Origin of the sequence: Pseudomonas sp. H26/SER47-MNA-CIBAN-0231, from assembly GCF_040310465.1 — a bacterium.
Taxonomy (GTDB): Bacteria; Pseudomonadota; Gammaproteobacteria; order Pseudomonadales; family Pseudomonadaceae; genus Aquipseudomonas; species Aquipseudomonas atacamensis.
In genome coordinates this window covers 132,229-156,416 of record NZ_JBEOPW010000010.1, presented here as the reverse complement: position 1 = coordinate 156,416, position 24,188 = coordinate 132,229, and the positions used below count along the sequence as shown (strand labels likewise).

The window sequence follows — 24,188 nt, the reverse complement described above, 5'->3', positions numbered from 1 at the left end:
GCAGTTTACCCTAATTCGTACGCGCTTCCGTCGGAACGGCTTTCGCCTCTTCCAAGGGTGGCTGCGCAGGTCGACGCCACTGCGGCAGGCTGATCAGCAGCACGGCGCTGATGATCACCAGCATCGCCAGCGCTTCTTCGATACCGATGGTCTCGCCGACAAACACCACGCCGAGCAACACCGCCACCGCCGGGTTGACGTAGGCATAACTGGTCGCTGCCGCCGGGCGCACGTGTTTGAGCAGATACATGTAGGAATTGAAGGCGATGATCGAGCCAAAGAAAATCAGATAGGCCAGCGCCAGCCACCCTTCGAGCGGCGGCATGGCTTGCAGGTGCTCGCCACTCAGCGCACTGCCGATCAGCAAGACCACGCCGCCGACGAGCATTTCCACCGCACTGGCCATCGCCCCTGCTGGCAGCGGCAGATGCTTGCTCCATACCGAACCGAACGCCCAGCTCGCCGCCGCGAAGATCAGCAACATCGCGCCGAGCGGGCTCGATTGCAGGTTGGAACCCATATTGAGCATGGCGATGCCAATAATCCCCAGCACGACCCCGGCCCATTCAAGACGGGTATTGCGCGCGCCCCAGAAGTAGCCGAACAACAAGGTGAACAGTGGCACCGTCGCCACCGCCAACGCAGCAACACCTGAAGCCACCCCAGTGTGCTCCGCCACGCTCACAGCGCCATTACCAAAACTGAGCAGCAGAATGCCGACCAGCCCCGCCGCTTTCCACTGCGCCCAGGTCGGCGCAGGAGCACCGCGCCAGCGCAGCCAGGCGTACATCAAGCTGCCGGCAATGACAAAGCGCACCCCGGCCAGCAACAGCGGCGGCCAATATTCGACGCCGATGCGGATCACCAGATAGGTCGACCCCCAGATCACGTACAACGCAAAAAACGCAGCGATCAACGGCAGGGAAAAACGGCGCAAGGCAGGCATGGGCAGCTCGACAGTCAGATTTCTGTGGACCGGTCATTCTAGAAAGCCCGCCGCGCAAAAATAAGTTACAAAACCTGTTTTTCGCGCCGGTACACTTTTGCATGAAAGCAACTGAGACCGACAAAGTCCTTGTGGGAGCGAGCCTGCTCGCGAAAGCGGTGTATCAGTCACAGTTGCGTTGAATGACACACCGCATGGATCGTTCCCACGCTCTGCGTGGGAATGCCTCAACGGACGCTCTGCGTTCGGCTTTGAAAGTGACGCGGAGCGTCCCGGGCTTCATTCCCACGCAGAGCGTGGGAATGATCAGTCGGAGTGCCTGGAATCAGCGATAACGCTGCAAATGCTCGCCGACTTTCGCCGCAGGGACTTTCTGCAACTTGCACAACAGGTCGTGATTCAACTCGCGCACCCCGTGCTTGCCGCGCAACTCTTGCGCCAGATGCGCCATCAGATTGGCCGCCATCTCGGCGTCGGCCATGGCCCGGTGAGCCTGGCCGGTATGCGGCAACTGCGCGAAAGTGGTGAGCGTGCCGAGCTTGTGATTCGGCGCCGCCGGCATCAGGCGCCGCGCCAGCAGCAGTGAACAGGCAAAATTCTGCAGGCGTGTGCGTTTGATCCGCCCCAGTTCGAAATCCCAGAACTTCTGGTCGAACGAGGCGTTGTGCGCCAACAGCGGCGTACAACCGACGAACTCGTTGACCTCTTCCATCACCCGCTCGGCCGGCGGCGCGGTGCGCAGCATGGCGTTGCTGATGCCGGTCAGTTGCTCGATGAACGCGGGGACGCGCACGCCGGCGTTCATCAGGCTCTGGTAACGCTCGACAATGCGGCCGTTTTCCAGCATGACCACGGCGATTTCCGTGGCACGGCAGCTGCTGTTCGGCGACAGGCCGGTGGTTTCAAAGTCGATGACTGCAATGCGTTCCAAACCGGGTTCAACTCCGTACAGATCAGTTCTTGAGCTTAATTCTTTAACAGCAGCGCGCCTTCGATCGGCACGTAACGGCTGGCGGCGCGGATCAGCGAGTTGGCGGTCAGGCCAGGGACGCCGTAGGCCACCGCTTGCACGCCGTGCTTGTTGATGATGCGTTCGAGCAACATGTCGAAATCGCCGTCACCGGAGGCCAGCACCACTTCGTCGACATGGTCGGCGGCGTCCATGATGTCCAGGGTAATGCCCACGTCCCAGTCGCCCTTGGCCGAGCCGTCGCTGCGCTGGATGTAGGGCTTGAGCTTCACGGTGAAACCGAGGTTGCGCAGGATCTGCTGAAACTGTTGCTGCTTGCTGTCGCCACGGTCGATGGCGTAGGCATAGGCCTCGACGATCTGCCCGTTCTTGCTGATGTCCGCCCACAATGCGGCGTAGTTGAAGTGGCAACCATAGGCCTGACGCACGGTGTAGTAGAGGTTCTGCACATCGGCGAACACTGCGATTTTTTTCACCGGAGTTCCTGTGGGCGCGCAAGCGCACGAAGCGGGGTCAGGCGATCAGGCCTGAAAAAGGCGCTCAGTATGCCAGCCAAGAGAAAGATTCAGCGAATAATCACCAGCTGGCGCCGAGGTGTCCCTGACAAACGGTGTTGTGGTGAGGGGATTTATCCCCGCTGGGCTGCGGAGCAGCCCCGCTTTTCCTGATTAAAGCGAGGACTGCTGCGCAGCCCAGCGGGGATGAATCCCCTCACCACAGTGTCTATGTCAGCCTTCAGTGTCTATGCCAGCCTTCAAAGGCGATGTCAGACAAAGGAGTCGTCGTCATCGAAGAACGACGAATTGTCGCTGCTGTAATCGGCGTCGCTGAAACCGCCCTGGTCATTGCCCGAGAAGCCGTTGTCCGCCACGCGCTGATCATCGCCCCAGCCGTTGTTGCTCTGGTCGGCGACCTGCGCCGGTTCTTCCTTGATGACCTCGACGATTTCTTCCGGTTGCTGATTGTGGTGGAACAGGCTGCTGATGCCCTGCGCCAGCATCACACCGCCGGCCACGCCTGCGGCGGTTTTCAGCGCGCCGCCGAGGAAGCTGTTGCCCGCCGCCGGGGCTGCCTGCTGCGCATAGTTGGGCGGCGCTGCGCCGAAGTTCTGTTGCGGTGCCGGAGTCTGATAGCTCTGCTGCGGCGCCGGTTCACGCCAGCCGCCGGTGGACGACGGTGCGGCGCTCTGGCTCGGCGCCGGACGTGAATTGCCGCCGCCAAAAATGCTCGACAGGAAACCGCCGCCACCGCTGGATGCCGGTGCGCCGCCTTGGGCCTTGGCCGATTGCAGCTCGGCCTGCAGACGCTGGACTTGCTGGGTCAGTTGCTTGTTCTGCTCATCGAGGCTTTTCAGCGCGGCCTCTTGCACCAGAATCGCCTGGGTCATGAAATAACCTGCCGCCGGTTGGCGCGTCAGGTGTTCCTTGATCCGCGCCTCGGCCTGGGCGTCGCGCGGGGCTGCCTCCGTTTCGGCCTGTTGCAGCTGGGAAAACAGTCCATCGATCAGGGTTTGCTCTTCGCTGTTCATGGCGACCTCGTAGATTGCCGGTAATAACGTGCCCGCGCCCACTCTGGGCGCGGTGCTCTCCTGTAATGGAGACAGTGACAAAACGTTTCAATGGCCTTTACCGAATGTTTACGTTTGTGTCGGCCCGCGTTGCATCGGTTAAAGTGAGCCACTGTTTTCGACCTGCGATACCGACTGATGAATGCCCTCGAAGTACTGCGCGACTCTTTGTATTTTTTCAAACGCCATCTGGGCAGCATCGTGCAGTTGTGCCTGCCGCTGGTGATTGTCGAAGCCTTCTTGCAGCAGGCGGTCGATCACGCCACCGGGCCGGACACCTTCGCCGGCGTCAGCATCATCGTCGGCCTGCTGGTGTATCCGCTGTACACCGCCGCGCTGATCCTGTTTCTCGATGCACGCAGCCGTGGCGAGTCGCCGCGCAACCGCGACCTGCTGGCGATGGCCGCCACCCTGTGGCCGCGCTTCGCGGTGCTGACCGCGCTCAATACCTTGCTGATTCTGCTCGGCCTGTCGTTGTACTTCCTGCCGGGGCTGATGCTGATGGTCATGCTTGCCTTCGCCGAATACCTGCTGGTGCTGCGCGGCCTCGGGCCGTTGCAGGCGATGAAGGAAAGTCTGCGCCTGACCCGTGGGCACTTCTGGCGCATCCTGCTGTGCATTCTCTGCGTGATGACCCCGTTGTGGCTGCTCAAGGGCGCGACGCTGGCGGTGTACCCCGAACCGCAGAATCCGCTGATTGCCGGGCTGATCGACAGCGCTCACAGCTTTCTGCAACTGTTCACCAGTGTGGTGCTGTTCCGCCTGTTCATGCTGATCAGCGAATTGCCTGACAAACGTAACGGCGCAGTCTGACCGCGCCGTGCTTGGGCTTCGCCGCTGCCGTCAGGTATGCTCGGGGCCACTTTCTGTAACGCTATAAGCCGAGCCATGACCCGTCTGCTGCGCTACACCCTGCTCCTCGTCATCCTCGCCGCCGTCCTGTTCGGTGTGCTGCTGTTCAGCCTGACCTGGCGCCCCGATGCCCGCGAAACCCTGCCGGTCAGTTGCAGCACTACCGCGCCGACGCTGGTGCCGGGGCAAGCACTGAAAGTCATGACCTGGAACGTGCAGTTCCTCGCCGGCAAGCGCTACGTATTCTGGAATGACCTGGCTCAGGGCGACGACGAAGCGCCGACCGCCGAAGACATGGCCTTCAGCCTCGACGAAGTGGCGCGCGTGATCCGTGACGAACAACCCGATGTGGTGCTGTTGCAGGAGCTCGACGACGGCGCCAAGGCCAGTGACTACCAGAATCAGCTCAAGCTGTTGCAGGAACGCGTCGCCGACCTGTATCCGTGCAGTGCCAGCGCCTTCGACTGGAAAGCCGATTTCGTCCCTGAGCCCCACATCTACGGCAGCGTCGGCCGCCAGTTGGCCACGCTGAGCCGCTATCGCATCGAACACGCCGAACGCCTGCAACTGCCCGTCGCCCCGAGCAACTTCATCAGCCGCCAGTTCCAGCCCAAAGACGCTTTGCTCGCAGTCAAACTGCCGCTCAGCGATGGCGGACAACTGACCGTGTTCAACACCCACTTGCAGCGCGCCAGCCACGCGGACGGCAACGTGCAGGCGCAAGTGGCTGCCGTGGCCAAAATCCTCGACAAATATGAAAGCCAAGGCCTGCCGTGGCTGATCGGTGGCGATTTCAATCTGCTGCCGCTGGGCCAGTATCGACGCCTGCCGGTCGAGCGCCGCACGCCCTACTCTGCCGACAGCGAACTGCATCTGCTGTGGGACAAGTACCCGATGATCCCGACCAACAACGAGGCCGGCGGTATCGATCGGGCCAAATGGCTGACCCATTACCCCAACGACCCCGGCCTCAACGGCCCGGATCGCACGGTCGATTATCTGTTCTACAGCCCGAAGCTCAAACGCGTGCAAGCGCAGGTGCGGCAGGACGATACCTTGCGCATTTCCGACCACATGCCGGTGATTGCGCGCTTCTTGCTACCCGCTGCGCCATAAGCGTTTTGCCCTTATAAACCGGGCGGAACGTAGCCCGGAACATAGCGGACATTGGCGCACTTACCGTGCAGTATTCGCCCGTCTTCGATCAGGAACTGGGCGATCTTCTTCTGTTGATTGATCTTCGCCTGCAACTTGCAGGTAGAACTGTGGCCGACCTGTTGGTAGTGCTCGGTGTACACCATGCCATTGCCGGTATGGGTCATCGAAGTGCCGGCCGCTTCGGTGGAGGTCCAGCTCGCGGACTTGTGCCAGGTCAGTACGGCCAAGGGTTCGCCGTTCGGGCCGGTTTCCTTTGCCATCGCGTCGGGCGTGCCGAACAGGTCCAGTGCTTCCTGGAGATCGCGACCTTCCCAGCGGCTCTGCGCGATAGTGGAACAGCCGCTCAAGAGCAATCCTGCCAGCAGGGTTGCCAGCCATAAACGTGTGTAAGTCATTGGATGCCTCGGCTTATTTCTTCAGTTCGAGCAGGCTGTCGATGTTGTCCATCATCTGGCTCTTTTGCTGGATCGGCGCGAGCCTGAAAAACATCTGCTGCAGCATCTCGATCATCTGCAGGTATTCCATCTTGCCCACGGCGGCCATGTCGTTTTTCGCGCGACTGCCAGGGGCGCAGGCAAACTTCAGCGCTTGCTGGACCCAGAACTCTTTCGGGGTCTGCCATTGGTTGGCAACTTTCAGATGACGCATGGTGTAGGCGAGGCGCTCGATGGACTGGCCATTGATAAAACGTACCTTGCCCGAGGCGCACTGAGCTTCGAGGTTGTAGACGTCGATCATCGGTTTGCCGGGCTCTTCATACACCAGCGTCACTGCGACCATGGTCGCGCCTTTGGTTTTCTGCGAAGGCACCACCGATGTCGCATCGGCGACGTACATGATGTTTTTCTGGGGCACGCCGTTGCCGTAGATAATCCACCAGTCGCCAATCGGATTGGGCTCTTCGGCCATGGCCGAACTGGAGGCGGCCAATAGCGCAGCCGACAAGAAGATCAACTTCTTCAGCTTGAAGAAAGAGGTCATGGGCAGTTCCGTTCCTTGGGCGCAAGTTGCCAGGCAACAAGGCTGGTTATTGTTCAGGCGGCGATTTTGCGAGCCTGAACAACCAAGGGCAATTAGCACGGATGGGCTAATGGCGCGCAGCCATTGCGGGTCAGGTGCCGCGTGGTTTCGCCCGCGCCGTGGCTTCGGCGACCAAGGGATCGTCCGGCCAATAGTGCTTCGGATAGCGCCCCTTGAGATCCTTCTTCACCTCGGCATAGGTGCTGCGCCAGAAGTTGGCCAGGTCCTGCGTGACCTGCACCGGCCGCCGCGCTGGAGACAGCAGGTGCAGCTTGACCACTTGCCGGCCGCCGGCGATCCGTGGCGTATCGGCCAGACCAAACAGCTCTTGCAAACGCACCGCGAGAATCGGTGGATGTTCGTTGTAATCCAGACGAATCGATGAACCCGACGGCACGCTCAAATGATGCGGCGCCAGTTCGTCGAGTTTCTGTGGCAGCGGCCACGGCAGCAGATTACGCACGATGCTCGACAGGTCGAGGTTGGCGAAATGACTCAGCCGCGAGACCTTGCCCAGATACGGCATCAGCCAGTCTTCCAGGGTATTCAACAATGCCGCATCGCTGACATCCGGCCATTGGCTGTCGTCTTGGGTGCTCAGATCGAGCTGACGCAACAGCGCCACCCGCGCCTGCCACTGGCGCAGTTCCGGCGTCCACGGCAACAACTCCAGCCCCTTGCGCCGCACCAGATTGACCAGCGCCTGACTGCGCGCGCTTTCATCCAGACCGATCAAAGGTTCGCGGCTGAGAATCAGCTCGCCGACCCTGCGCTGGCGCTCGGCGCGCAGCACGCCTTCGCGCTCGTCCCAGTCGAGTTGATCGACGCTGCGCACTTGCTCGGCGAGCACCGAATCGAACAGCGCCGGATCGAAATCCGCCGCCAGATAGATGCGTTCTTCGCGCTGGCCCTGACGGCTGCCGAGGTCGGCGATGACAATCCACTCGTGCTTCATCAGGCTGTCGGCCTCAGCGAACAGCGCGGCGCGACCGTTGGCCAAACGATATTCAGCACCGCCGGCACGCCGTTGCTGGGCGACGCGATCCGGGTAGGCCAGCGCCAGCAACGCGCCGAGCCAGCGCGGATGCTCGGGATCGTTTACCGGTTCGCTCGGCTTGCCACGCAGGTAACCGCGATACTGCCGGGCCAATTGCCGGGCGCGTTGCACCCCGCCCTGCGCGCCACGACCGGCACGTTCTTCGCCGGAAAGCAGAACCAATCGGCTGTGCAGATCCGCACCAGCGCCGCGCAGGATATCGCGCTCGCCGAGCAGCGCCGCCACATCGCAGGCCATTGCCGCCAGCCCCAGCGCCTGACCGCGCAACAGCAAATGCGCGATGCGCGGATGCGCCGGCAGTTCGGCCATGGCCTGGCCGTGGGCCGTCAGCGTGTCGCCGTGCAAGGCGCCGAGGCGTTGCAGCAAATCCTGCGCTTGGGCATACGCGGCGGCGGGCGGTATGTCGAGCCAGACCAGTTCGCCCGGCGTCACGCCCCAGCGCCCGAGTTGCAAAGCGAGGCTGGCCAGATCCGCCGAGAGAATTTCTGCGCTGCCATAGGCTGCCAGTTGTTCGTGCTGATCCTGCGACCACAGGCGATAGCACACGCCCGGCTCCAGTCGCCCGGCGCGGCCGGCACGCTGGGTGGCGCTGGCCTTGGAGATGCGTTGGGTGTCGAGGCGGGTCATGCCGCTGCCCGGATCGAAACGCGGCACCCGCGCCAGCCCGGCATCGATGACCACGCGCACGCCGTTGATGGTCAGGCTGGTCTCGGCGATGTTGGTTGCCAGCACCACTTTGCGCTGACCGGGCGGCGCCGGATCAATCGCCGCGCGTTGCGCATTGAGGTCGAGTTCGCCGTGCAACGGGCACAGCAGAACGTCTTTGCGCTCGCCGATTGCGTCGACCAGTTGCTGATGTACGCGACGGATCTCCGCCTGTCCCGGCAGGAACACCAGCAGGCTGCCGGTCTCGTCGTGGAGCGCTTCGAGCACGGTTTGGGTAACGCGCTGATCGATGTATTCGCCCGGCTGAAACGGCCGGCCCCAGCGCATCGTCACCGGGTACATGCGCCCTTCGCTGCGCAGGATCGGCGCGTCATCGAGCAACCCGGCCAGACGCTCGCCTTCGAGGGTGGCCGACATCAGCAGAATCTTCAGCGGCTGTTCAGCGCGAAACAGCTCACGACCGTTCAGACTGAGGGCCAGCGCCAGATCGGCGTCGAGGCTGCGTTCATGAAATTCGTCGAAGATCAGCAGGCCCACGCCGTCCAGCGCCGGGTCGTCCTGCAAGCGCCGGGTGAGGATGCCTTCGGTGACCACCTCGATACGCGTCTTCGGGCCGACCTTGCTGTCGAGGCGGATGCGATAGCCGACGGTTTCACCGACCTGCTCGCCGAGCTCGCTAGCCAAACGTTCCGCCGCTGCGCGCGCGGCCAGACGCCGAGGCTCAAGCATGACGATGGTCTGCCCGGCCAGCCAGGCCTCGTTGAGCAAGGCCAAGGGCACGCGGGTGGTTTTACCGGCGCCGGGCGGTGCTTCGAGCACGGCTTCGTGGCGTGACGCGAGGGCTTCACGCAGGGCGGGTAAAACATCGTCGATCGGCAAAGAAATCATGCTGGCTCCCCAGGGCGTGCCCACAGTAAATTGCGAGTCGCGTTAAAGCTGTGAGCGTGCCAGGCAAGGCGCCGGACGCGGGCAAGGGTCGTTTCCTTGCCAAGTCCCGCAACGCAGCATGGCGCGTTCACAGCTTTAGCCCGGAGGGCCGAACCCCGATAGAATTCATCAGCCTTCACGCGGTGTCGATCTGGAGAAAACAACTTCAATCCTCAACGTATTTCAGTAGGGGTGAGACGAGGCCGCAATTTACTGTGGGTACGCCCTGCCCGCCGCGAGTATAACGACGAACTGTCTGACGTTCGTGAGGGTCTTAACTTCACAAGACGAAGCTTCGTTATTTGATGACTCAGGAGACATTTCCATGCGCTTACCCTCTCGCCTGATCGGCGGTGTTCTGGTTGCCACTCTGCTCACGCAACTGTCGGCGTGCGGTTCGATTTTCTACCCGGACCGGCGTGGCCAGATCGACGGCAAGATCGACCCGGCGATTGCCGTGCTCGATGCCGTCGGCCTGCTGTTCTACATCATTCCCGGGCTGATCGCGTTTGCCGTCGACTTCGCCACCGGGGCGATCTATTTCGAACCGGGCCACACCGCGCAGATCGATCCGGCCAAGCTCAAGCAAGCCATCGGCCCGGATGGACAGGTCGACAATCACAAGTTGCAGGCGATTCTCGAGAGCGAGCTGGGCCGAGATTTTCCTCTGGATGATCCGCGCCTGATCCAGCACAAGGGCAGCACTCAGCAACTGGCGATGTTCGGCCTGCAACCCGCTGCTTGAATAAGGACGCTCAATGACCTCCAGCCCCGAACACGCCCGCCTGCTGCGGCTGGCGACCCGCGCCTCGGTGGCGGTCGCGTGCACGCTGATCGTCGCCAAGGCGATTGCCTGGTGGCTCAGCGGATCGGTGAGCATGCTCGCCGGCCTCACCGACTCGGCGCTGGATGGCGTCACTTCAATGCTCAATCTGCTGGCAGTGCATTACGCCTTGCGCCCGGCGGATGATGATCACCGTTATGGCCACGGCAAAGCCGAATCGCTGGCGGGCATGGCCCAGGCGTTGTTCGTTGGTGGCAGCGCGGTGTTGATCGCGTTTCAGGCCTACGAGCGCTTGCAGAAACCAGAGCCGCTTGGCGCGCCGTGGCTGAGCATCGGTGTGATCGTTTTTTCCCTGCTGCTGACCGCGGCGCTGCTGATGTTGCAGCACCGGGTGATCAAGCAGACCGGCTCCAACGCCGTGCGTGCCGACTCGCTGCATTACCGTTCGGACCTGCTGCTCAACGGCAGCATCCTGATCGCGCTGGTGTTGGCCGGGATGGGTTTTGCACAACTGGACGCGTGGTTCGGGCTGGGAATCGCCGTGTACATTTTCTGGAGTGCGATCCAGATCGCCCGGGAAAGTTTTTCGGTGTTGATGGACGAGGAACTGCCGACCGATGTCAGCCAGCACATGCTCGAACTGGCGTGCAGCGTGCCGGGTGTGCTCGGCGCGCACGACCTGCGCACGCGGATCTCGGGCAACCACTGGTTTGTGCAATTGCACTTGGAACTGCCGGGCGAACTGACCCTGTCAGTCGCCCATGGCATCAGCGATCAAGCGGCGGCGGCGATCCACAAGGAATATCCGAAGGCCGAGGTGCTGGTGCACGCCGACCCACAGGAAGTGGTGCTCGCCGCCCGCACTCAATAATTGACTTGGTAACCGCGACTGCTCAGGCAGTTGCCCTGCGCCTGGCGATAGGCCTGAACCACCTCGGGCGCGGGTTGATAAGTCGCGGTGCGCGGGTCGAAACCGCTTTGCTGCACCGCGTACTGCGAGCACTGGTAACCGTCCTGCTGCACCTGCTGCGGCGACTGGCCGTTGGCCGGGTAGGCTTCGACGTCATAGCCCTGAGCTTGCGGTTGCGGCAGTTGCTGCAGCGGCGGCTCGACCACCACGTAATCCTGCGTCGCCTCTTGATAGGCGTAATACGAACCGGCAGCGAGGAACAGCAGCGAGCCGCCGATCCACACTTCACGGGCGTAATCCGGCAAATACTGGATGCGGATCCCGCGCGGTGGCTGCACGACGATGTAGCGCGGGCCTTGCGGGCGATACCAGTAGCCGCCGGAATAGAAGTAATCCTGACCGCGATACGGCACGCGGTAATCACGATCCGGAAAACGATCGATCACATGGCCCGGACGATATTGCGGGCCAGGCCCCCAGCCATTGCCATGACCGTTCGGCCGTCCCGGCCAGCGGTTGTCATCGGGACGCGGCCGCGTCTGCCACTGTTGATTGTGGTAACCGTTCTGCGGGCGCTCGTCGCGGTAGTAACCCTGACGCGGCTCCTGAGTCTGGTGCACGGCGTCGGGTCGCGGCTGGATCGGCAGGTTGTTGCCCGGCTGGCGAGGCGGTTCTGGACGATCATCGACACGGTTGCGGTTCTGCCATTGACCGTCATTGTTATGCGGCTGGCCGTTGTGCTCGAACTGACGGCTGTTGTCGCCACGGATAATCCCGTCGTTCTGCGGCCCGTTGCCCGGCCCGCGATTCTGCGGCTCATCGGCCAGCGCTTGCGCACTGACACCCACACACAGCAAACCAACACCGGCCAGACGCCAGATGCGCGAATTCATGCTTTTCCTCACTGCGGGAGCCTGTCGTTGGCAGGGCTTGTTGCTGAGACTCGAAACAGCCCCACCGGGTTCTGCAACAGGTTATCAGTCGCGCGACTTATTTATTGAGGCGCCAACATGAAATCGCAGGCAAGAAAAAAGGGAGACCCGTCGGCCTCCCTTCTGGAGAACTTCGTCCTGGCTCGACGCTTTTGACGTCGGCTCACCTCACGCCGTCTTCTGGACAGTGTGCAGCTCGGGGGCCGGCACATCCCCGGTGGGGGTGGCGGCCGCGGCGGGCCTGATTGGGCGGGCCGCGTGGACTGTGTTACCGAGCAGTGATTCTGGTGATAAGAATAGGCCTGAAGCCGCGACAGAGGATTGCGAAAATTGCTCAATTAAACACTGCTTGCGCAATTTTTAACCCTGGATAGATAATCCGCCGCAATAGTTACGACCAAGGACAGATTGATGAGCAAACTCGACCGGTATGACCTGAGTATTTTGGCGGAATTGCAGCGCGACGCCCGTATCTCCAACCAGGAACTGGCCGAACGCATCGGTCTGTCGCCCTCGCCTTGCTCGCGCCGGGTCAAGCAACTGGAAGACGATGGCTATATCTCGCGCCAGGTGGCGCTGCTCGATCGCAAGATGCTCGGCTTGAGCCTGACCGCGTATGTGCTGATCGGCATGGACCGGCACACGCCGGAACGCTTCGAGAATTTCGAAGCGGCAATCCGCACATTGCCGCAAGTGCTGGAGTGCAGCCTGGTGACCGGAGTGGATGCCGACTACCAGTTGAAAGTGGTGGTGCCGGATATGGATCACTATCAGAAATTACTGCTGGGACACCTGACCCGGATTGAAGGGGTCACCAGCGTGCGGTCGAGTTTTGTGCTGAATCAGGTGCTCAACAGCACCGAACTGCCGCTGACTCATTTGCGTAGCTGAGCAAAAGCCCCTCACCCCAGCCCTCTCCCGGAGGGAGAGGGAGCCGACCGCAGGGTCAGGCGTTATACATCGACCTGAAAGCCCGAGTCGATTACGGATTCGCAACAGCTGGAACAGGTCGACATAGCTCATCAGCATCCCCCGATCGGTCCCCTCTCCCTCCGGGAGAGGGTTAGGGTGAGGGCAACAATTGCGGATCAGCCCCAGATCAATGCCACCCCACCGACCATGGCGTATACTCGCCGCCGCCCTTTCAGCCCTGTCCGCGCCGGAGATCGCCAATGGATCCAGCACTGTTCGAAGAGTGGATGATGACCGGTCTGGTCAGCATCCTGATCATTTTCATGGGTTTCATCGTCTGGGATCTGGCGAAGAAGTCCAAGGCCGGGCGGTTCGGCTCGTTCATTCTGTTTTTCGTGCTGGGCCTGGGCGTGGCCGCGTTCATCATCAAGAGTGTGGTGATCGGCCTGATCGAATCCGGCGCCTTATAAGCGCGCCGGCACTTCCCGCCACTGGCCCTGATCCAGCCCTTCAATCGTCCAGTCGCCAATCCTGACCCGCACCAGACGCAAAGTCGGCAGCCCGACCGCCGCCGTCATGCGCCGCACCTGACGGTTGCGCCCTTCGCGAATCACCAGTTCCAGCCATGAAGTCGGTATGGTCGCGCGAAAGCGTACCGGCGGATTGCGCGGCCACAATTGCGGCTCAGCCAGTTGCCGCGCTTCGGCGGGCAGAGTCATGCCGTCATTCAGCTCGACGCCATCACGCAGGCGCTGCAACTGCTCGGCCGTCGGCTCGCCCTCCACCTGCACCCAATAGGTCTTCGCCAGTTTGTGTTTCGGATCGGCGATGCGCGCCTGCAACTGGCCGTCGTTGGTCAGCAGCAACAAACCTTCGCTGTCACGATCCAGACGTCCGGCCGGATAAATCCCCGGCACATCGATGTAATCCTTGAGCGTCGCCCGCCCCTCACCGTCGCTGAATTGCGTCAGCACATCGAAGGGTTTGTTGAACAGGATCAGTTTCGGCTCGGCCGGTGGTGCCTTGGCAACACGGCGCGGGGCAGAAGACTGAGGCTTCACGCCGGGACGGCGGGAAGGTGGACGCGGGGGACGGGACATAAGAGACAGAACATTTAGCGATCAGGGCTGACAATGCTAGTGCCCCGACCGCCAAATGACCACGACTAACCGTTAACGGAACGGCGGCTCGTCGAAGCTGCGCAACTTGCGCGAGTGCAGCGAGTTGAGTTCGGTACGCAGCAGATCCACCGCTTCGATGCCGATTTTCAAATGCTGGCTGACCGCGCGCTCATAGAAGGCGTTGGCCGAGCCCGGCAGTTTGATTTCGCTGTGCAGCGGCTTGTCCGAAACGCAGAGCAACGTGCCGTAAGGCACACGCAGGCGATAACCTTGCGCTGCAATCGTGCCGCTTTCCATGTCCACCGCCACTGCGCGGGACAGGTTGATGAGTGGCCGTTCCTGAGCCCAGCGCAGTTCCCAGTTGCGGTCGTCGTAGGTCAGGACCGTGCCGGTGCGCAGGCGTTTTTTCAGGTCGTCGCCTTTCTCGCCGGTGACATTCGCCGCTGCCTGTTGAAGCGCAAGCTGCACTTCGGCCAGTGCCGGGATGGGAATATTCGGCGGCACCACACGATCAAGAATGCCGTCGCGACGCATGTAGGCGTGGGCCAGCACGTAATCGCCGATGGTCTGCGACTGACGCAGGCCGCCGCAGTGGCCGATCATCAGCCAGCAATGCGGGCGCAGCACGGCCAAGTGATCGGTGATGTTCTTGGCGTTGGACGGGCCGACACCGATATTCACCAGCGTCACGCCGTGGCCATCGCTGGCGATCAGGTGATAGGCCGGCATCTGGTAACGGTGCCAGACCACACCGGCGGCAATCGCCGAGGCTTCGCCGTGGTCCATGCTCTTCTCGATGATCACGTTGCCGGGCAGGACCATGCGCACGAAACGCGGGTCGCGGCGCAACTGCTCCAGACCATGAACGATGAACTGGTCGACGTAGCGGTGATAGTTGGTCAGCAGAATCCACGGCTGCACATGGCGCCAGTCACTGCCGGTGTAATGCACCAGCCGGCGCAGCGAGAAATCCACGCGCGCGGCGTCGAACAGCGCCAGTGGCAGCGGATCAGTGTTTTCCCAGTCGTAGAGGCCGTCGGCAATGCCATCGGTAGCGGCGGACAGATCGGTACTCGGGAACACCCGCGCCAGCACCGCTGCAGTGACGCCGGAACCGGCCAGTTCATCGCCCTGCTCGACCACATACGGATAGGGAATATTCTGCTGGCTGACGCCGACTTCGACGGTCACGGTGAAGTCGTGCATCAACGGCGTCAGTTGTTCGAGCAGGTATTTGCGAAACGCCGCAGGGTGAGTGACGGTGACGCTGTAAGTACCGGGCAACTGCACCTTGGCGTAAGCGCGGGTGGTCTGCGGCACTTCGCCCTGGCAGTGGTAGGTCAGTCGCAGTTCGGGATAACGAAACAGGGCACGCTGTTCGGCGTCGGGCTCGACGCGGTCCTTGAGGTAACGCTTGAGGGCAGAATTCAGCGCAGTGGTGGCCCGCTCATGCAGCTCGGCCAGACGATCCACGGCTTGTTCGGCGGTTTGAACGACAATAAACGCTTCGGTCACGATCAGCTTCCTGTGTTCTGACTTGCAGAGCTTCATCTTGCCTGCATCGTGGACGCACGGGAACAGTGGCGTTGTGGGTGTACCGAAATCTTTAAATCAATGAAGATCCCATGTGGGAGCGAGCTTGCTCGCGAATACGGTTTGTCATTCAACATTTATGTCGACTGATGTACCGCTTTCGCGAGCAAGCTCGCTCCCACAGGTTTTGGGGGTGTTTGGGAGATGGGGTCAGAAGCCTTGTGGAGTCGAGCGGGCGACGATCGCTTCAACGTCCAGCCCACGCGGCAACGCGCCGTAGACGCGACCGCCACCGCTCAGACGGCTGGCAATGAAGGCATCGCTGACCACGGAATTCCCAGCCTCCAGCAACAGTTTGGCCTGCAATCCAAGGGCAATGTCTTCGGTCAACTGCCGCGCCCGATACTGAATGTCACTGGTGTCCTTGAACTGCGCCTGCAACTGCTGAATGTGCGCGGCCAGACGCTTGTCGCCATGGCCATCGCCCAGTTCGCTGAACAGCACATCCAACACACCCGGCTCCTTCGAAAGAGCGCGCAGCACGTCGAGACATTGCACATTCCCCGAACCTTCCCACGTCGAATTCACCGGCGCTTCGCGGTACAGGCGCGGCAGGATGCTGTCCTCGACGTATCCAGCACCGCCCATGCATTCGGCGGCTTCGTTGATCATTCCTGGCGCACGCTTGCAGATCCAGTATTTGCCCACTGCCGTCACCAGCCGCGCGAACTGCGCTTCGTGGCGATCATCCAGATGATCCAGCGCTTTGCCCATGCGCAGACTCAAGGCCAGCGCGGCTTCGCTTTCCAGGGCCAGATCGGCCAGCACGTTTTGCATCAGCGGCTGCTCGCTGAGCAATTTGCCGCCGACCTTGCGGTGCGCGCAGTGATGGCTGGCCTGGGTCAGCGCCTGGCGCATCAGCGAGCTGGAGCCGACCATGCAATCGAAACGGGTCATGGCGACCATCTCGATAATGGTCGGCACGCCGCGCCCTTCTTCGCCGATCATCCACGCCAGTGCGCCACGAAACTCCACTTCGCTGGAGGCGTTGGACTGGTTGCCGAGTTTGTTTTTCAGACGCTGGATGTAGAACTGATTGCGCGTGTCGTCCGGGCGATGGCGCGGCAGCAGGAAGCAACTCAAGCCCTTGTCGGTTTGCGCCAATGTCAGGAAGGCGTCGCACATCGGCGCCGAGCAGAACCACTTGTGCCCGACCAGTTCATAGGCCTGACCCGGGCCGCTGGCCCCGACCGGATAGGCTTTGGTGGTGTTGGCGCGAACGTCGGTGCCGCCCTGCTTCTCGGTCATCGCCATGCCGATGGTCACGCCGGCCTTGTGCGCCATGCCGACGTTGCGCGGATCGTATTCGGTGGCGAGGACTTTCGGCAGCCACTGCTCAGCCAGCTCCGGCTGCAAGCGCAGGGCCGGCACGCTGGCGAAAGTCATGGTCAACGGGCAACCACTGCCGGCCTCGGCCTGGCTGTGCAGATAGGTCATCGAAGCGCGGGCGACATGCGCGCCGTCCTGCGGGTGTGCCCAAGGCAGCGAGGTCAGGCCATGTTCGATCGCCGTGCGCATCAGCTCGTGGTAAGCCGGGTGAAACTCGACCAGATCGATGCGATGACCGTAGCGATCATGGCTGGCAAATACCGGTTTGTTCTGGTTGGCGAGAAACCCCGCTTCCATCAGCGGCCCACCCGCGAGTGCGCCATAGGCATCGATCCGCGCCTCGGCCCAACCGGCGCCAAAACGCCGCGACCACTCCTGTAACGGCAGGTCGATGCGGTACAGGTTGGTGCCGTCCAGCGACGGCGGCTGATTGGTGACTTCGTGGGTTTCGGCGAACTGATGCAGGTTCATGACGGCGCTCCGTGTTCAGCAATGGCACCAGTTAAGCACTGGTGCTTTTTTGAACAAAGTGTCATAGGCGCCGTTTTTGCGGCGCTTTTACCCCATCAGCAACTGAGCACGCGGCGCTGCAAGGCAGCCTGCAGATCCTCGAATTTCACCGGTTTGGGCAGATAGTCGATTGCCGCGCCCGGGGCGCATTGTTCGCGATCCGCACCCAGCGCCAGCATGAACACTGGCAAATGCGCGCAGCCTGGCAATGCATGGATCTGGCAGCACAGCGATGCACCTTCGTGGCGGGGCAACTGGCAATCGATCAGCACCGCATCGAAACTTTCCCGTTGCAGGCAGTCCAGCGCGGCGGCGCCGTTGTCAGCGCTGCGCACGCGGAAACCGAGCTTGAGCAACATGCCACGCATCACCAGTTGATTGACGCTGTTGTCGTCCACCAGCAGCACCGTGCAGTCCTGCGGCGCACGAATGCAATCGCGAGGCGGCTGATCCGCAGGCGCTTCGATCACCGGCAGTTCGAATTCGACATCAAGCTGGAAGCGGCTGCCGCGTCCCGGCTCGGAGCGATGGGTGAGTTTGCCGCCGAGCAATTCGACCAGTTGCCGACAGATCGCCAGACCAACACCGAGACCGCCGTATTCGCGAGTCATCGAACCATCGAGCTGGAAGAAACGCTGATACAGGGTCGCCTCGCCCAGATCAGTGAAACCGATACCGGTGTCGATCACCGCAAACGACAGCGCCATGCGCTCATCCGCCGACGGCCGCCCGGTGACGCGCAGCGCCAACCCGCCGACGCGGGTGAACTTGATCGCATTGTCCAGCAGGCATTCCAGGCACTGCGCCAGTTTCGCGCTGTCGCCGAGCAAGCGATCCGGCAGGGTCGGCAGCACCTCGACCTTGAAGTCCAGCGACTTGCTCGCTGCATTGCCTTCGAACTGCACGCGCAACGCTTCGATCACGCCGCGCAGGCTGAAACTGCCCGGCGTCGCCTTGAGTTTGCCGGCCTGCAATTCAGTAAGCGTGAGGATGCCATTGACCATGCGCATCATGTCGCGGGCGGAACCGGCGGCGGTCTGTTGATATTGCTCAAGCTCGGGATCGAGGTCGACGGTCTGCATCAGCTCCAGCGAACCGATCACCCCATTCATCGGCGTGCGCAATTCGTGGGTCAACGTCGCGAGGAATTCGTCCTTGAGCTTGTTGCTGTGGGCCAGTTGCTGGTTGAGCACTTCGAGTTTCTGCCCGGCGTCGAACAAGGTCTGCGCCTGTTGTTCGCGCATGGCGTTGATGCGATCGGCCAGCGCCAGCGACAGCAGCGCCACCTCGATGGCCGAGCCGATCTGGCTGGCGTACATGGTCAGGAATACGTTGGGCAGCAGCCCCAGCACCATCAGCGTGTTGACGATGCCGCCGAGCAGGAAAGCCGACCAGGCGATGATGAAGTAACGCGCAACGCGCAAGCCGCGCCACCAGGCAAGAATCCCGGCGGCGAAGATCACCACGGTGAAGGTCAGCGCCAGTGTGGTCGCCAGGCGCAGGGCCAGGGCGTAACTGGTCATCAGCGACAGGCCGATCACCAGTGCACTGAAGGCAATCAGGCCGATCAGCAAACGATCCAGCCAGGGGCTGTGGGTCTTGGTTTGCAGGAAACTGCGGGCGAACTGGCTGCCGAACAGCCCGGCGCAACCGATGAAGAACGGCGTCGCGGCGTTGGCCCACCATGGGTTGTCCGGCCAGAAATACTCGACCGCCGCGCCATTCACCGACAATTGATAGAGGCCGAACGAGCCGATATAGAAAATGTAATAGAGGTAACTGGTGTCGCGCACGCTCAGGTAGATGAACAGGTTGTAAACCAGCATCCCCAGCAGCACGCCATAAATGATGCCGAGCACATACAGGCGCACCGGTTGGTCTTCGAGGTACGCGGTGCTCGACCACAACGTCACCGGCGCCTGGATCGAGCCTTCGCTGGCCAGTCGCAGGTACAGCGTCTGCTGTTGATCCGGTTTGAAGGGAAGGTCGAACAGGTAGTTGTTCTGGCGGATCTCGCGACTGGCGAAGGGCAAGGCATCGCCGGTCTGGCGCACCAGTCGGTATTCGCCGTTGGCGCCAGGCAAGTACAGATCGAGGTGATCAAGCGGCGGATACGCCAGTTCCAGCAACCAGGTGCGCTGGGCGGCCGGGTTGCTCGGGCGGTAATGCAGGTCGATCCTCAGCCAGAACGCCGAACGCGAGTAACCGGCGTTCAGCGTGGCTTTGTCGTGGGCTTTGAACTGGCCGGCGGCGTCTTGCGCGCGGACGTCGGCAATCGTCGCCTGACCGCTCGGGTCTTCGAACACTTGCAGCGATCGGCCCAGTGGCAGGCTCTGGGTGAATTCGTCGAATTCGACAGCGCTCGCCATGAGGGGCAAGCAGAACAGCAACATCAGCAAATAGCGCATTGAAGCCCCAGCGTGGCTCGTCCGGTTGTGTCAGGAAGCCCCCCATTCCCTTTGAGTAGACGTAAAACCGGTATTACCTGTGATTGTTTGGATCCAGCCTAGCATAGCCGTTGATGGCCATTGAGCACCATGGAAATTTTTCCTACAACGGCTCTAGAACGGGCGTTCCAGGGCAAAGCACCGAGATAGAGCTGTTGGGTTGGTCAACTCGCGACGACAGCCTCCTTGATAGATGACCAATTGTGGCGAGGGGATTTATCCCCGTTCGGCTGCGAAGCAGTCGCCAGTCCATCCAGCGAGGTGTGTCAGAAAGAACCGGATTGCAGGGTTTGGGGCCGCTTCGCAGCCCAACGGGGATAAATCCCCTCGCCACAAATGTGCTCCAAATAAAGACTGCGGGGTTGTCCGACAATCTGCTCGCAAACACCGTGAGTACTGAACCCCAAAATCAGCTTTGGTGGTAAGCTCGCGCACCATGAATATCTACAGCTCCCGCCCCGTTGTCCTCTGTCTCTCCGGCCACGACCCCAGTGGTGGCGCCGGCTTGCAGGCAGATATCGAAGCCTTGCTCGCGCAGGGTTGCCATGCGGCTCCGGCCGTCACCGCCCTGACCGTGCAAGACACCGTCAACGTCACGGACTTCCGCGTCCTCGACCGTGAGTGGGTACTGGCCCAGGCCAACGCCGTGCTCAATGACTCCGAAGTCGCCGCAGTGAAACTGGGCATGCTCGGCTCGCTGGAGATGGTCGACACGGTCGTCGAACTGCTCTCGGCGCACCCGCATCTGCCAGTGGTCTGCGATCCGGTGCTGCGTGCCGGCGGCGGCGGACGCCTGGGCAAGGACGAGGTCGGCTACGCGATGCGCGAGCGTCTGCTGCCGCTGTCGATCATTGCCACGCCCAATCTTCCTGAAGCGCGCATCCTCGCCGAACTGCCCGAAGGCACAGCCGACGAGTGCGCGGAAAAACTCCTGCCATTCGTCAAAAACCTGCTGATTACCGGCGGCCATGGCGACGAAACTGAAATCCATAACCGCGTGTACAGCCGCGACGGCCTGCGCGAAACCTTTATCTGCCAGCGCCTGCCGGGCAGCTATCACGGCTCCGGTTGCACATTGGCCAGCGCTTTGGCCGGTCGCCTGGCTCAGGGCGAGCACCTGGCCAGTGCCGTGCGCAGTGCGCTGGATTACACCTGGCGGACGCTGCGCGATGCCGAACAACTGGGCAAAGGCCAGTTCGTGCCGCGTCGCCTGCCGCTGGATTTCTGCTCGTAACGTCGTGAGGTCTGCCCGATGAAACTCCGTGGCCTGTATGCCATTACCGACAGCCAGTTGCTGACCGGCAAGTTTCTGTCTTACGTGGAGGCGGCGCTCGACGGCGGCGTCACCCTGCTGCAATACCGCGACAAGAGCAGCGACGAGGCCCGCCGTCTGCGCGAGGCCGAGGCGTTGCGCAACCTGTGCGAGCGCTACAAGACGCAACTGATCATCAACGATGACGCCGAGCTGGCCGCACGCCTCAACGTCGGCGTGCACTTGGGCCAGACCGACGGCCCGCTCTCGCCGACCCGCGCCCTGCTCGGTTCGAAAGCGATCATCGGTTCGACTTGCCATGGGCAAATCGCTCTGGCCGAACAGGCTGCCAAAGAAGGCGCGAGTTACGTTGCCTTCGGCCGCTTCTTCAATTCCACCACCAAACCCGGTGCGCCGAGTTGCAGCCTCGACTTGCTCGACGAAGCCAAACGCACGCTGCACTTGCCGATCTGCGCGATTGGCGGCATCACCCTCGATAACGCCGCGCCGCTGGTCGAGCACGGTGTCGATCTGCTCGCCGTGATCCACGGTTTGTTCGGCGCCGAGAGCAGCGCCGAAGTGACCCGCCGCGCCCGCGCCTTCAACGAACTTCTGAAAATCTGATTTGAGAGCCCGATCATGTCTCGTTCCGAAACCCTGTTTGCCAATGCTCAGAAACACATCCCCGGCGGCGTCAACTCGCCGGTGCGCGCGTTCAAGAGCGTCGGCGGCACCCCGCTGTTCTTCAAACACGCCGAAGGCGCTTACGTCACCGACGAAGATGACAAGCGTTATGTCGATTACGTGGGTTCGTGGGGCCCGATGATCCTCGGCCACAGCCATCCGGACGTGCTCGACGCGGTGCGCAATCAGCTGCAACACGGCCTGTCCTACGGCGCACCGACCTCGATGGAAACCGAGATGGCCGATCTGGTCTGCTCGCTGGTGCCGTCGATGGACATGGTGCGCATGGTCAGCTCCGGCACCGAAGCGACCATGAGTGCGATCCGTCTGGCCCGTGGTTACACCGGTCGCGACAGCATCATCAAGTTCGAAGGCTGCTACCACGGCCACTCCGACAGCCTGCTGGTCAAGGCCGGTTCCGGCGCTCTGACCCAGGGCGTACCGAGCTCGGCCGGCGTGCCGGCAGCGTTCGCCAAACACACCCTGACCCTGCCGTTCAACGACATCGACGCGGTTGAAGCGATGCTCGCTGAAGTAGGTGAGGACGTGGCGTGCATCATCGTCGAACCGGTCGCCGGCAACATGAACTGCGTGCCGCCAGCGCCGGGCTTCCTCGAAGGCCTGCGTTCGCTGTGCGACAAACATGGTGTGGTGCTGATTTTTGACGAAGTGATGACCGGCTTCCGCGTCGCCCTCGGCGGTGCCCAGGCGCACTACGGTGTGACGCCGGACCTGACCACGTTCGGCAAGATCATCGGCGGCGGCATGCCGGTGGGCTGCTTCGGTGGCAAACGCGAAATCATGCAACGCATCGCCCCACTGGGCCCGGTGTATCAGGCCGGTACGTTGTCGGGTAATCCGCTGGCGATGGCTGCCGGCCTGACAACTTTGCGTCTGATCAGCCGCCCGGGCTTCCACGCCGAATTGACCGACTACACCTCGCGCATGCTCGACGGTCTGCAACAGCGTGCCGATGCTGCGGGCATCCCGTTCGTGACCACTCAGGCCGGCGGCATGTTCGGTCTGTACTTCAGCGGCGCCGACGACATCGTCACCTTCGACGACGTGATGGCCAGCGACGCGGCAATGTTCGGTCGCTTCTTCCACTTGATGCTGGAAGGTGGCGTGTACCTGGCACCGAGTGCGTTCGAAGCCGGTTTCACCTCGATCGCCCACGGCGAAGCCGAGCTGCAACTGACGCTGGACGCCGCCGAGCGCGCCTTCGCCGCATTGAAATAATCGCCGTACCGCTGACGTTGGCTATGGCCAGCGTCAGCTTTCGCCTACATCCGCTTGGTTTTTCCGACGTGCCTGCGAAAATCCTGCCCGAATCGGGCGATATATTCCCCACGCAGCAGAAAAACGAGTAAAGACTTTGTAAGGTTGGCCCTGCTTATTTCATAATGCGCGCTTATTGGATCCCTCGACGGGTCCGCGTGCCCTTCAGAGGTAAGTCGATTCCCATGAACCGCACCGGCCGCACCCTTGCATTGGGCTGCCTGTTGCTCCTTCAGCCCCTGCTCGCGCATGCACAAGCAGGCGGCAACTCGTTGTTGATCCCGGCGATGGGTCGTTGCACCCTCAATACTCAGCCGCAAGACGTCACGCAGGCACTGGCCGCCTGCCAGAAAGCGGCGGACGAAGGGGACGCGCAAGCGCAATACGAGTTGGGTGAGTTCTATTACGACGGCAAGAACGCGCCGCGCGACCTCAATCAAGCCCTGACCTATTTCGAAAAGGCCTCGTTGCAAGGCCACGCCCAGGCGCAATACAAGCTCGGCAGCATGTTCTTCCACGGTGAAGGTGTGCAGGCCAACAATATCCAGGCCTACATCGTGCTGAAGATGGCAGCGGTCAACGGTGCTGAAGAGGCATTGGACACGGCTGACGAAGTCTCGGAAAAGATGTCCCGCGAAGATCTCGAAACCGCCACTCAGGTGCTCGGGCAGATTTTCCGCAAATACCTGATGGAACTGCAGAACGCCGATGGGCGCACGCCATTCTCACCACTGCCATAAGCGCTGTGGAGATGACCTGTGGCGAGGGGATTTATCCCCGTTGGGCTGCGAAGCGGCCCCAAACCCTGCAACCCGGTTCTGTCTGACACATATTGCTGGATGGATTGCGACTGCTTCGCAGCCGAGCGGGGATAAATCCCCTCGCCACAACATCATTCCAAATCCAAAGCTGTGCTTACTTCTCAGGCATCGGCATCGGAAACGGCATGACATTGCCGACCGCGCCCCGGGCCTCGCTGATTTTCGGCGTGCCCAGACGCTCCACTTCGTCGATGCGCACGATCGAATGCATCGGCACAAAACTGCGCACCACGCCTTCGAATTGCGCCTTGAGCTTTTCTTCGCTCGGATCGACGACCATTTGCGTGCGCTCGCCAAAGACGAATTCTTCAACTTCCAGGAAACCCCACAGATCACTCTGATAGATCTGCTTGGCGTACATTTCGAACACCTGGCCCTGGTTGAGGAAAATCACCTTGTAGATTGGAGCTTCGCGTTTGGTCATGGCGGGCGGATAACATCGGGGTAAAAAT

23 protein-coding genes are annotated in these 24,188 nt (G+C 61.7%); 10 read left to right on the top strand and 13 right to left on the bottom strand.

Annotated elements, in window-relative coordinates; translation table 11 throughout:
* Nucleotides 1-10 precede the first annotated feature (10 nt).
* The 4 genes from yedA to AAEZ10_RS17045 all read right to left on the bottom strand — a co-directional run bounded on the left by yedA (nucleotide 11) and on the right by AAEZ10_RS17045 (nucleotide 3,444).
* Nucleotides 11-946 carry a drug/metabolite exporter YedA gene (gene yedA / locus AAEZ10_RS17060; RefSeq protein ID WP_323167495.1) on the bottom strand — a complete coding sequence of 312 codons (936 nt, stop codon included), beginning with the start codon at nucleotides 944-946 and terminating at the stop codon, nucleotides 11-13.
* Between the two features lie 325 nt (nucleotides 947-1,271).
* The gene (locus AAEZ10_RS17055) at nucleotides 1,272-1,877 is read right to left on the bottom strand and encodes a 3'-5' exonuclease (protein ID WP_024014425.1); all 606 of its coding nucleotides are present in this window, start codon (nucleotides 1,875-1,877) and stop codon (nucleotides 1,272-1,274) included.
* A 35-nt stretch (nucleotides 1,878-1,912) separates the two neighbouring features.
* Nucleotides 1,913-2,392, bottom strand: coding sequence for a LabA-like NYN domain-containing protein (locus AAEZ10_RS17050; protein WP_016773064.1), 480 nt, complete (start codon nucleotides 2,390-2,392; stop codon nucleotides 1,913-1,915).
* 290 nt (nucleotides 2,393-2,682) lie between these two features.
* On the bottom strand, nucleotides 2,683-3,444 hold the full coding sequence (locus AAEZ10_RS17045) for a DUF2076 domain-containing protein (RefSeq protein ID WP_350570192.1): 762 nt from the start codon (nucleotides 3,442-3,444) through the stop codon (nucleotides 2,683-2,685).
* Between the two features lie 177 nt (nucleotides 3,445-3,621).
* Here AAEZ10_RS17045 and AAEZ10_RS17040 point away from each other — a divergent pair, with 177 nt between their 5' ends.
* Complete coding sequence (locus AAEZ10_RS17040; RefSeq protein WP_016773061.1) at nucleotides 3,622-4,296, top strand: YciC family protein; 675 nt, start codon at nucleotides 3,622-3,624, stop codon at nucleotides 4,294-4,296.
* Nucleotides 4,297-4,371: 75 nt separating this feature from the next.
* Nucleotides 4,372-5,451: an endonuclease/exonuclease/phosphatase family protein gene (locus AAEZ10_RS17035; protein ID WP_350570190.1), complete on the top strand. Its 1,080-nt coding sequence runs from the start codon at nucleotides 4,372-4,374 to the stop codon at nucleotides 5,449-5,451.
* Nucleotides 5,452-5,462: 11 nt separating this feature from the next.
* Here AAEZ10_RS17035 and AAEZ10_RS17030 read toward each other — a convergent pair whose 3' ends face one another.
* From AAEZ10_RS17030 to hrpB, 3 genes are all read right to left on the bottom strand, one after another.
* Nucleotides 5,463-5,888, bottom strand: a complete 426-nt coding sequence (locus tag AAEZ10_RS17030; RefSeq protein WP_071173678.1) for a hypothetical protein — start codon at nucleotides 5,886-5,888, stop codon at nucleotides 5,463-5,465.
* Nucleotides 5,889-5,901: 13 nt separating this feature from the next.
* On the bottom strand, nucleotides 5,902-6,474 hold the full coding sequence (locus AAEZ10_RS17025; RefSeq protein ID WP_243241593.1) for a hypothetical protein: 573 nt from the start codon (nucleotides 6,472-6,474) through the stop codon (nucleotides 5,902-5,904).
* A gap of 130 nt (nucleotides 6,475-6,604) precedes the next feature.
* Entirely contained in the window at nucleotides 6,605-9,124 is a 2,520-nt protein-coding gene (gene hrpB, locus AAEZ10_RS17020) for an ATP-dependent helicase HrpB (RefSeq protein ID WP_243241592.1), read from the bottom strand.
* Between the two features lie 364 nt (nucleotides 9,125-9,488).
* On the opposite strand from hrpB, the gene pmcY reads away from it, so the two are divergent.
* Both pmcY and AAEZ10_RS17010 read left to right on the top strand, forming a co-directional pair.
* Entirely contained in the window at nucleotides 9,489-9,908 is a 420-nt protein-coding gene (gene pmcY / locus AAEZ10_RS17015) for a periplasmic Zn2+ metallochaperone PmcY (protein WP_016773056.1), read from the top strand.
* Nucleotides 9,909-9,921: 13 nt separating this feature from the next.
* Nucleotides 9,922-10,818, top strand: coding sequence for a cation diffusion facilitator family transporter (locus tag AAEZ10_RS17010; RefSeq protein ID WP_350570186.1), 897 nt, complete (start codon nucleotides 9,922-9,924; stop codon nucleotides 10,816-10,818).
* On the opposite strand, the gene AAEZ10_RS17005 is transcribed toward AAEZ10_RS17010, so the two are convergent.
* The gene (locus AAEZ10_RS17005; protein ID WP_350570184.1) at nucleotides 10,812-11,750 is read right to left on the bottom strand and encodes a DUF6515 family protein; all 939 of its coding nucleotides are present in this window, start codon (nucleotides 11,748-11,750) and stop codon (nucleotides 10,812-10,814) included. The two genes, AAEZ10_RS17010 and AAEZ10_RS17005, sit on opposite strands and share 7 nt — an antisense overlap.
* 450 nt (nucleotides 11,751-12,200) lie before the next feature.
* Between AAEZ10_RS17005 and AAEZ10_RS17000 the strand changes: the two genes are divergently transcribed.
* Nucleotides 12,201-12,680 carry an Lrp/AsnC family transcriptional regulator gene (locus AAEZ10_RS17000; protein ID WP_007909658.1) on the top strand — a complete coding sequence of 160 codons (480 nt, stop codon included), beginning with the start codon at nucleotides 12,201-12,203 and terminating at the stop codon, nucleotides 12,678-12,680.
* Nucleotides 12,681-12,961: 281 nt separating this feature from the next.
* Nucleotides 12,962-13,171 carry a DUF2788 domain-containing protein gene (locus AAEZ10_RS16995; RefSeq protein WP_016773053.1) on the top strand — a complete coding sequence of 70 codons (210 nt, stop codon included), beginning with the start codon at nucleotides 12,962-12,964 and terminating at the stop codon, nucleotides 13,169-13,171.
* Here the strand turns inward: AAEZ10_RS16995 and AAEZ10_RS16990 are convergent.
* The 4 genes from AAEZ10_RS16990 to AAEZ10_RS16975 all read right to left on the bottom strand — a co-directional run bounded on the left by AAEZ10_RS16990 (nucleotide 13,166) and on the right by AAEZ10_RS16975 (nucleotide 19,662).
* On the bottom strand, nucleotides 13,166-13,801 hold the full coding sequence (locus AAEZ10_RS16990; protein WP_071173683.1) for a pseudouridine synthase: 636 nt from the start codon (nucleotides 13,799-13,801) through the stop codon (nucleotides 13,166-13,168). The two genes, AAEZ10_RS16995 and AAEZ10_RS16990, sit on opposite strands and share 6 nt — an antisense overlap.
* A 72-nt stretch (nucleotides 13,802-13,873) precedes the next feature.
* Nucleotides 13,874-15,373 carry an AMP nucleosidase gene (gene amn / locus AAEZ10_RS16985; protein WP_016773051.1) on the bottom strand — a complete coding sequence of 500 codons (1,500 nt, stop codon included), beginning with the start codon at nucleotides 15,371-15,373 and terminating at the stop codon, nucleotides 13,874-13,876.
* 192 nt (nucleotides 15,374-15,565) lie between these two features.
* Nucleotides 15,566-17,215 carry an acyl-CoA dehydrogenase family protein gene (locus AAEZ10_RS16980; protein WP_350570180.1) on the bottom strand — a complete coding sequence of 550 codons (1,650 nt, stop codon included), beginning with the start codon at nucleotides 17,213-17,215 and terminating at the stop codon, nucleotides 15,566-15,568.
* A 95-nt stretch (nucleotides 17,216-17,310) separates the two neighbouring features.
* Nucleotides 17,311-19,662 (bottom strand): 7TM diverse intracellular signaling domain-containing protein, encoded by a 2,352-nt coding sequence (locus AAEZ10_RS16975; protein WP_350570178.1) that lies wholly within the window; start codon nucleotides 19,660-19,662, stop codon nucleotides 17,311-17,313.
* 475 nt (nucleotides 19,663-20,137) lie between these two features.
* Here AAEZ10_RS16975 and AAEZ10_RS16970 point away from each other — a divergent pair, with 475 nt between their 5' ends.
* From AAEZ10_RS16970 to AAEZ10_RS16955, 4 genes are all read left to right on the top strand, one after another.
* The gene (locus AAEZ10_RS16970; protein ID WP_007909650.1) at nucleotides 20,138-20,935 is read left to right on the top strand and encodes a hydroxymethylpyrimidine/phosphomethylpyrimidine kinase; all 798 of its coding nucleotides are present in this window, start codon (nucleotides 20,138-20,140) and stop codon (nucleotides 20,933-20,935) included.
* An 18-nt stretch (nucleotides 20,936-20,953) separates the two neighbouring features.
* Nucleotides 20,954-21,577 (top strand): thiamine phosphate synthase, encoded by a 624-nt coding sequence (thiE, locus tag AAEZ10_RS16965; RefSeq protein ID WP_122603844.1) that lies wholly within the window; start codon nucleotides 20,954-20,956, stop codon nucleotides 21,575-21,577.
* A 15-nt stretch (nucleotides 21,578-21,592) separates the two neighbouring features.
* Nucleotides 21,593-22,876: a glutamate-1-semialdehyde 2,1-aminomutase gene (hemL, locus tag AAEZ10_RS16960; protein WP_122506638.1), complete on the top strand. Its 1,284-nt coding sequence runs from the start codon at nucleotides 21,593-21,595 to the stop codon at nucleotides 22,874-22,876.
* Nucleotides 22,877-23,100: 224 nt separating this feature from the next.
* A complete protein-coding gene (locus AAEZ10_RS16955; RefSeq protein WP_122506637.1) occupies nucleotides 23,101-23,655 on the top strand; it encodes a tetratricopeptide repeat protein in 555 nt (184 codons plus the stop codon).
* Between the two features lie 175 nt (nucleotides 23,656-23,830).
* Here the strand turns inward: AAEZ10_RS16955 and AAEZ10_RS16950 are convergent, their stop codons facing one another.
* Complete coding sequence (locus AAEZ10_RS16950) at nucleotides 23,831-24,160, bottom strand: DUF1820 family protein (RefSeq protein ID WP_016773045.1); 330 nt, start codon at nucleotides 24,158-24,160, stop codon at nucleotides 23,831-23,833.
* Nucleotides 24,161-24,188: the final 28 nt, after the last annotated feature.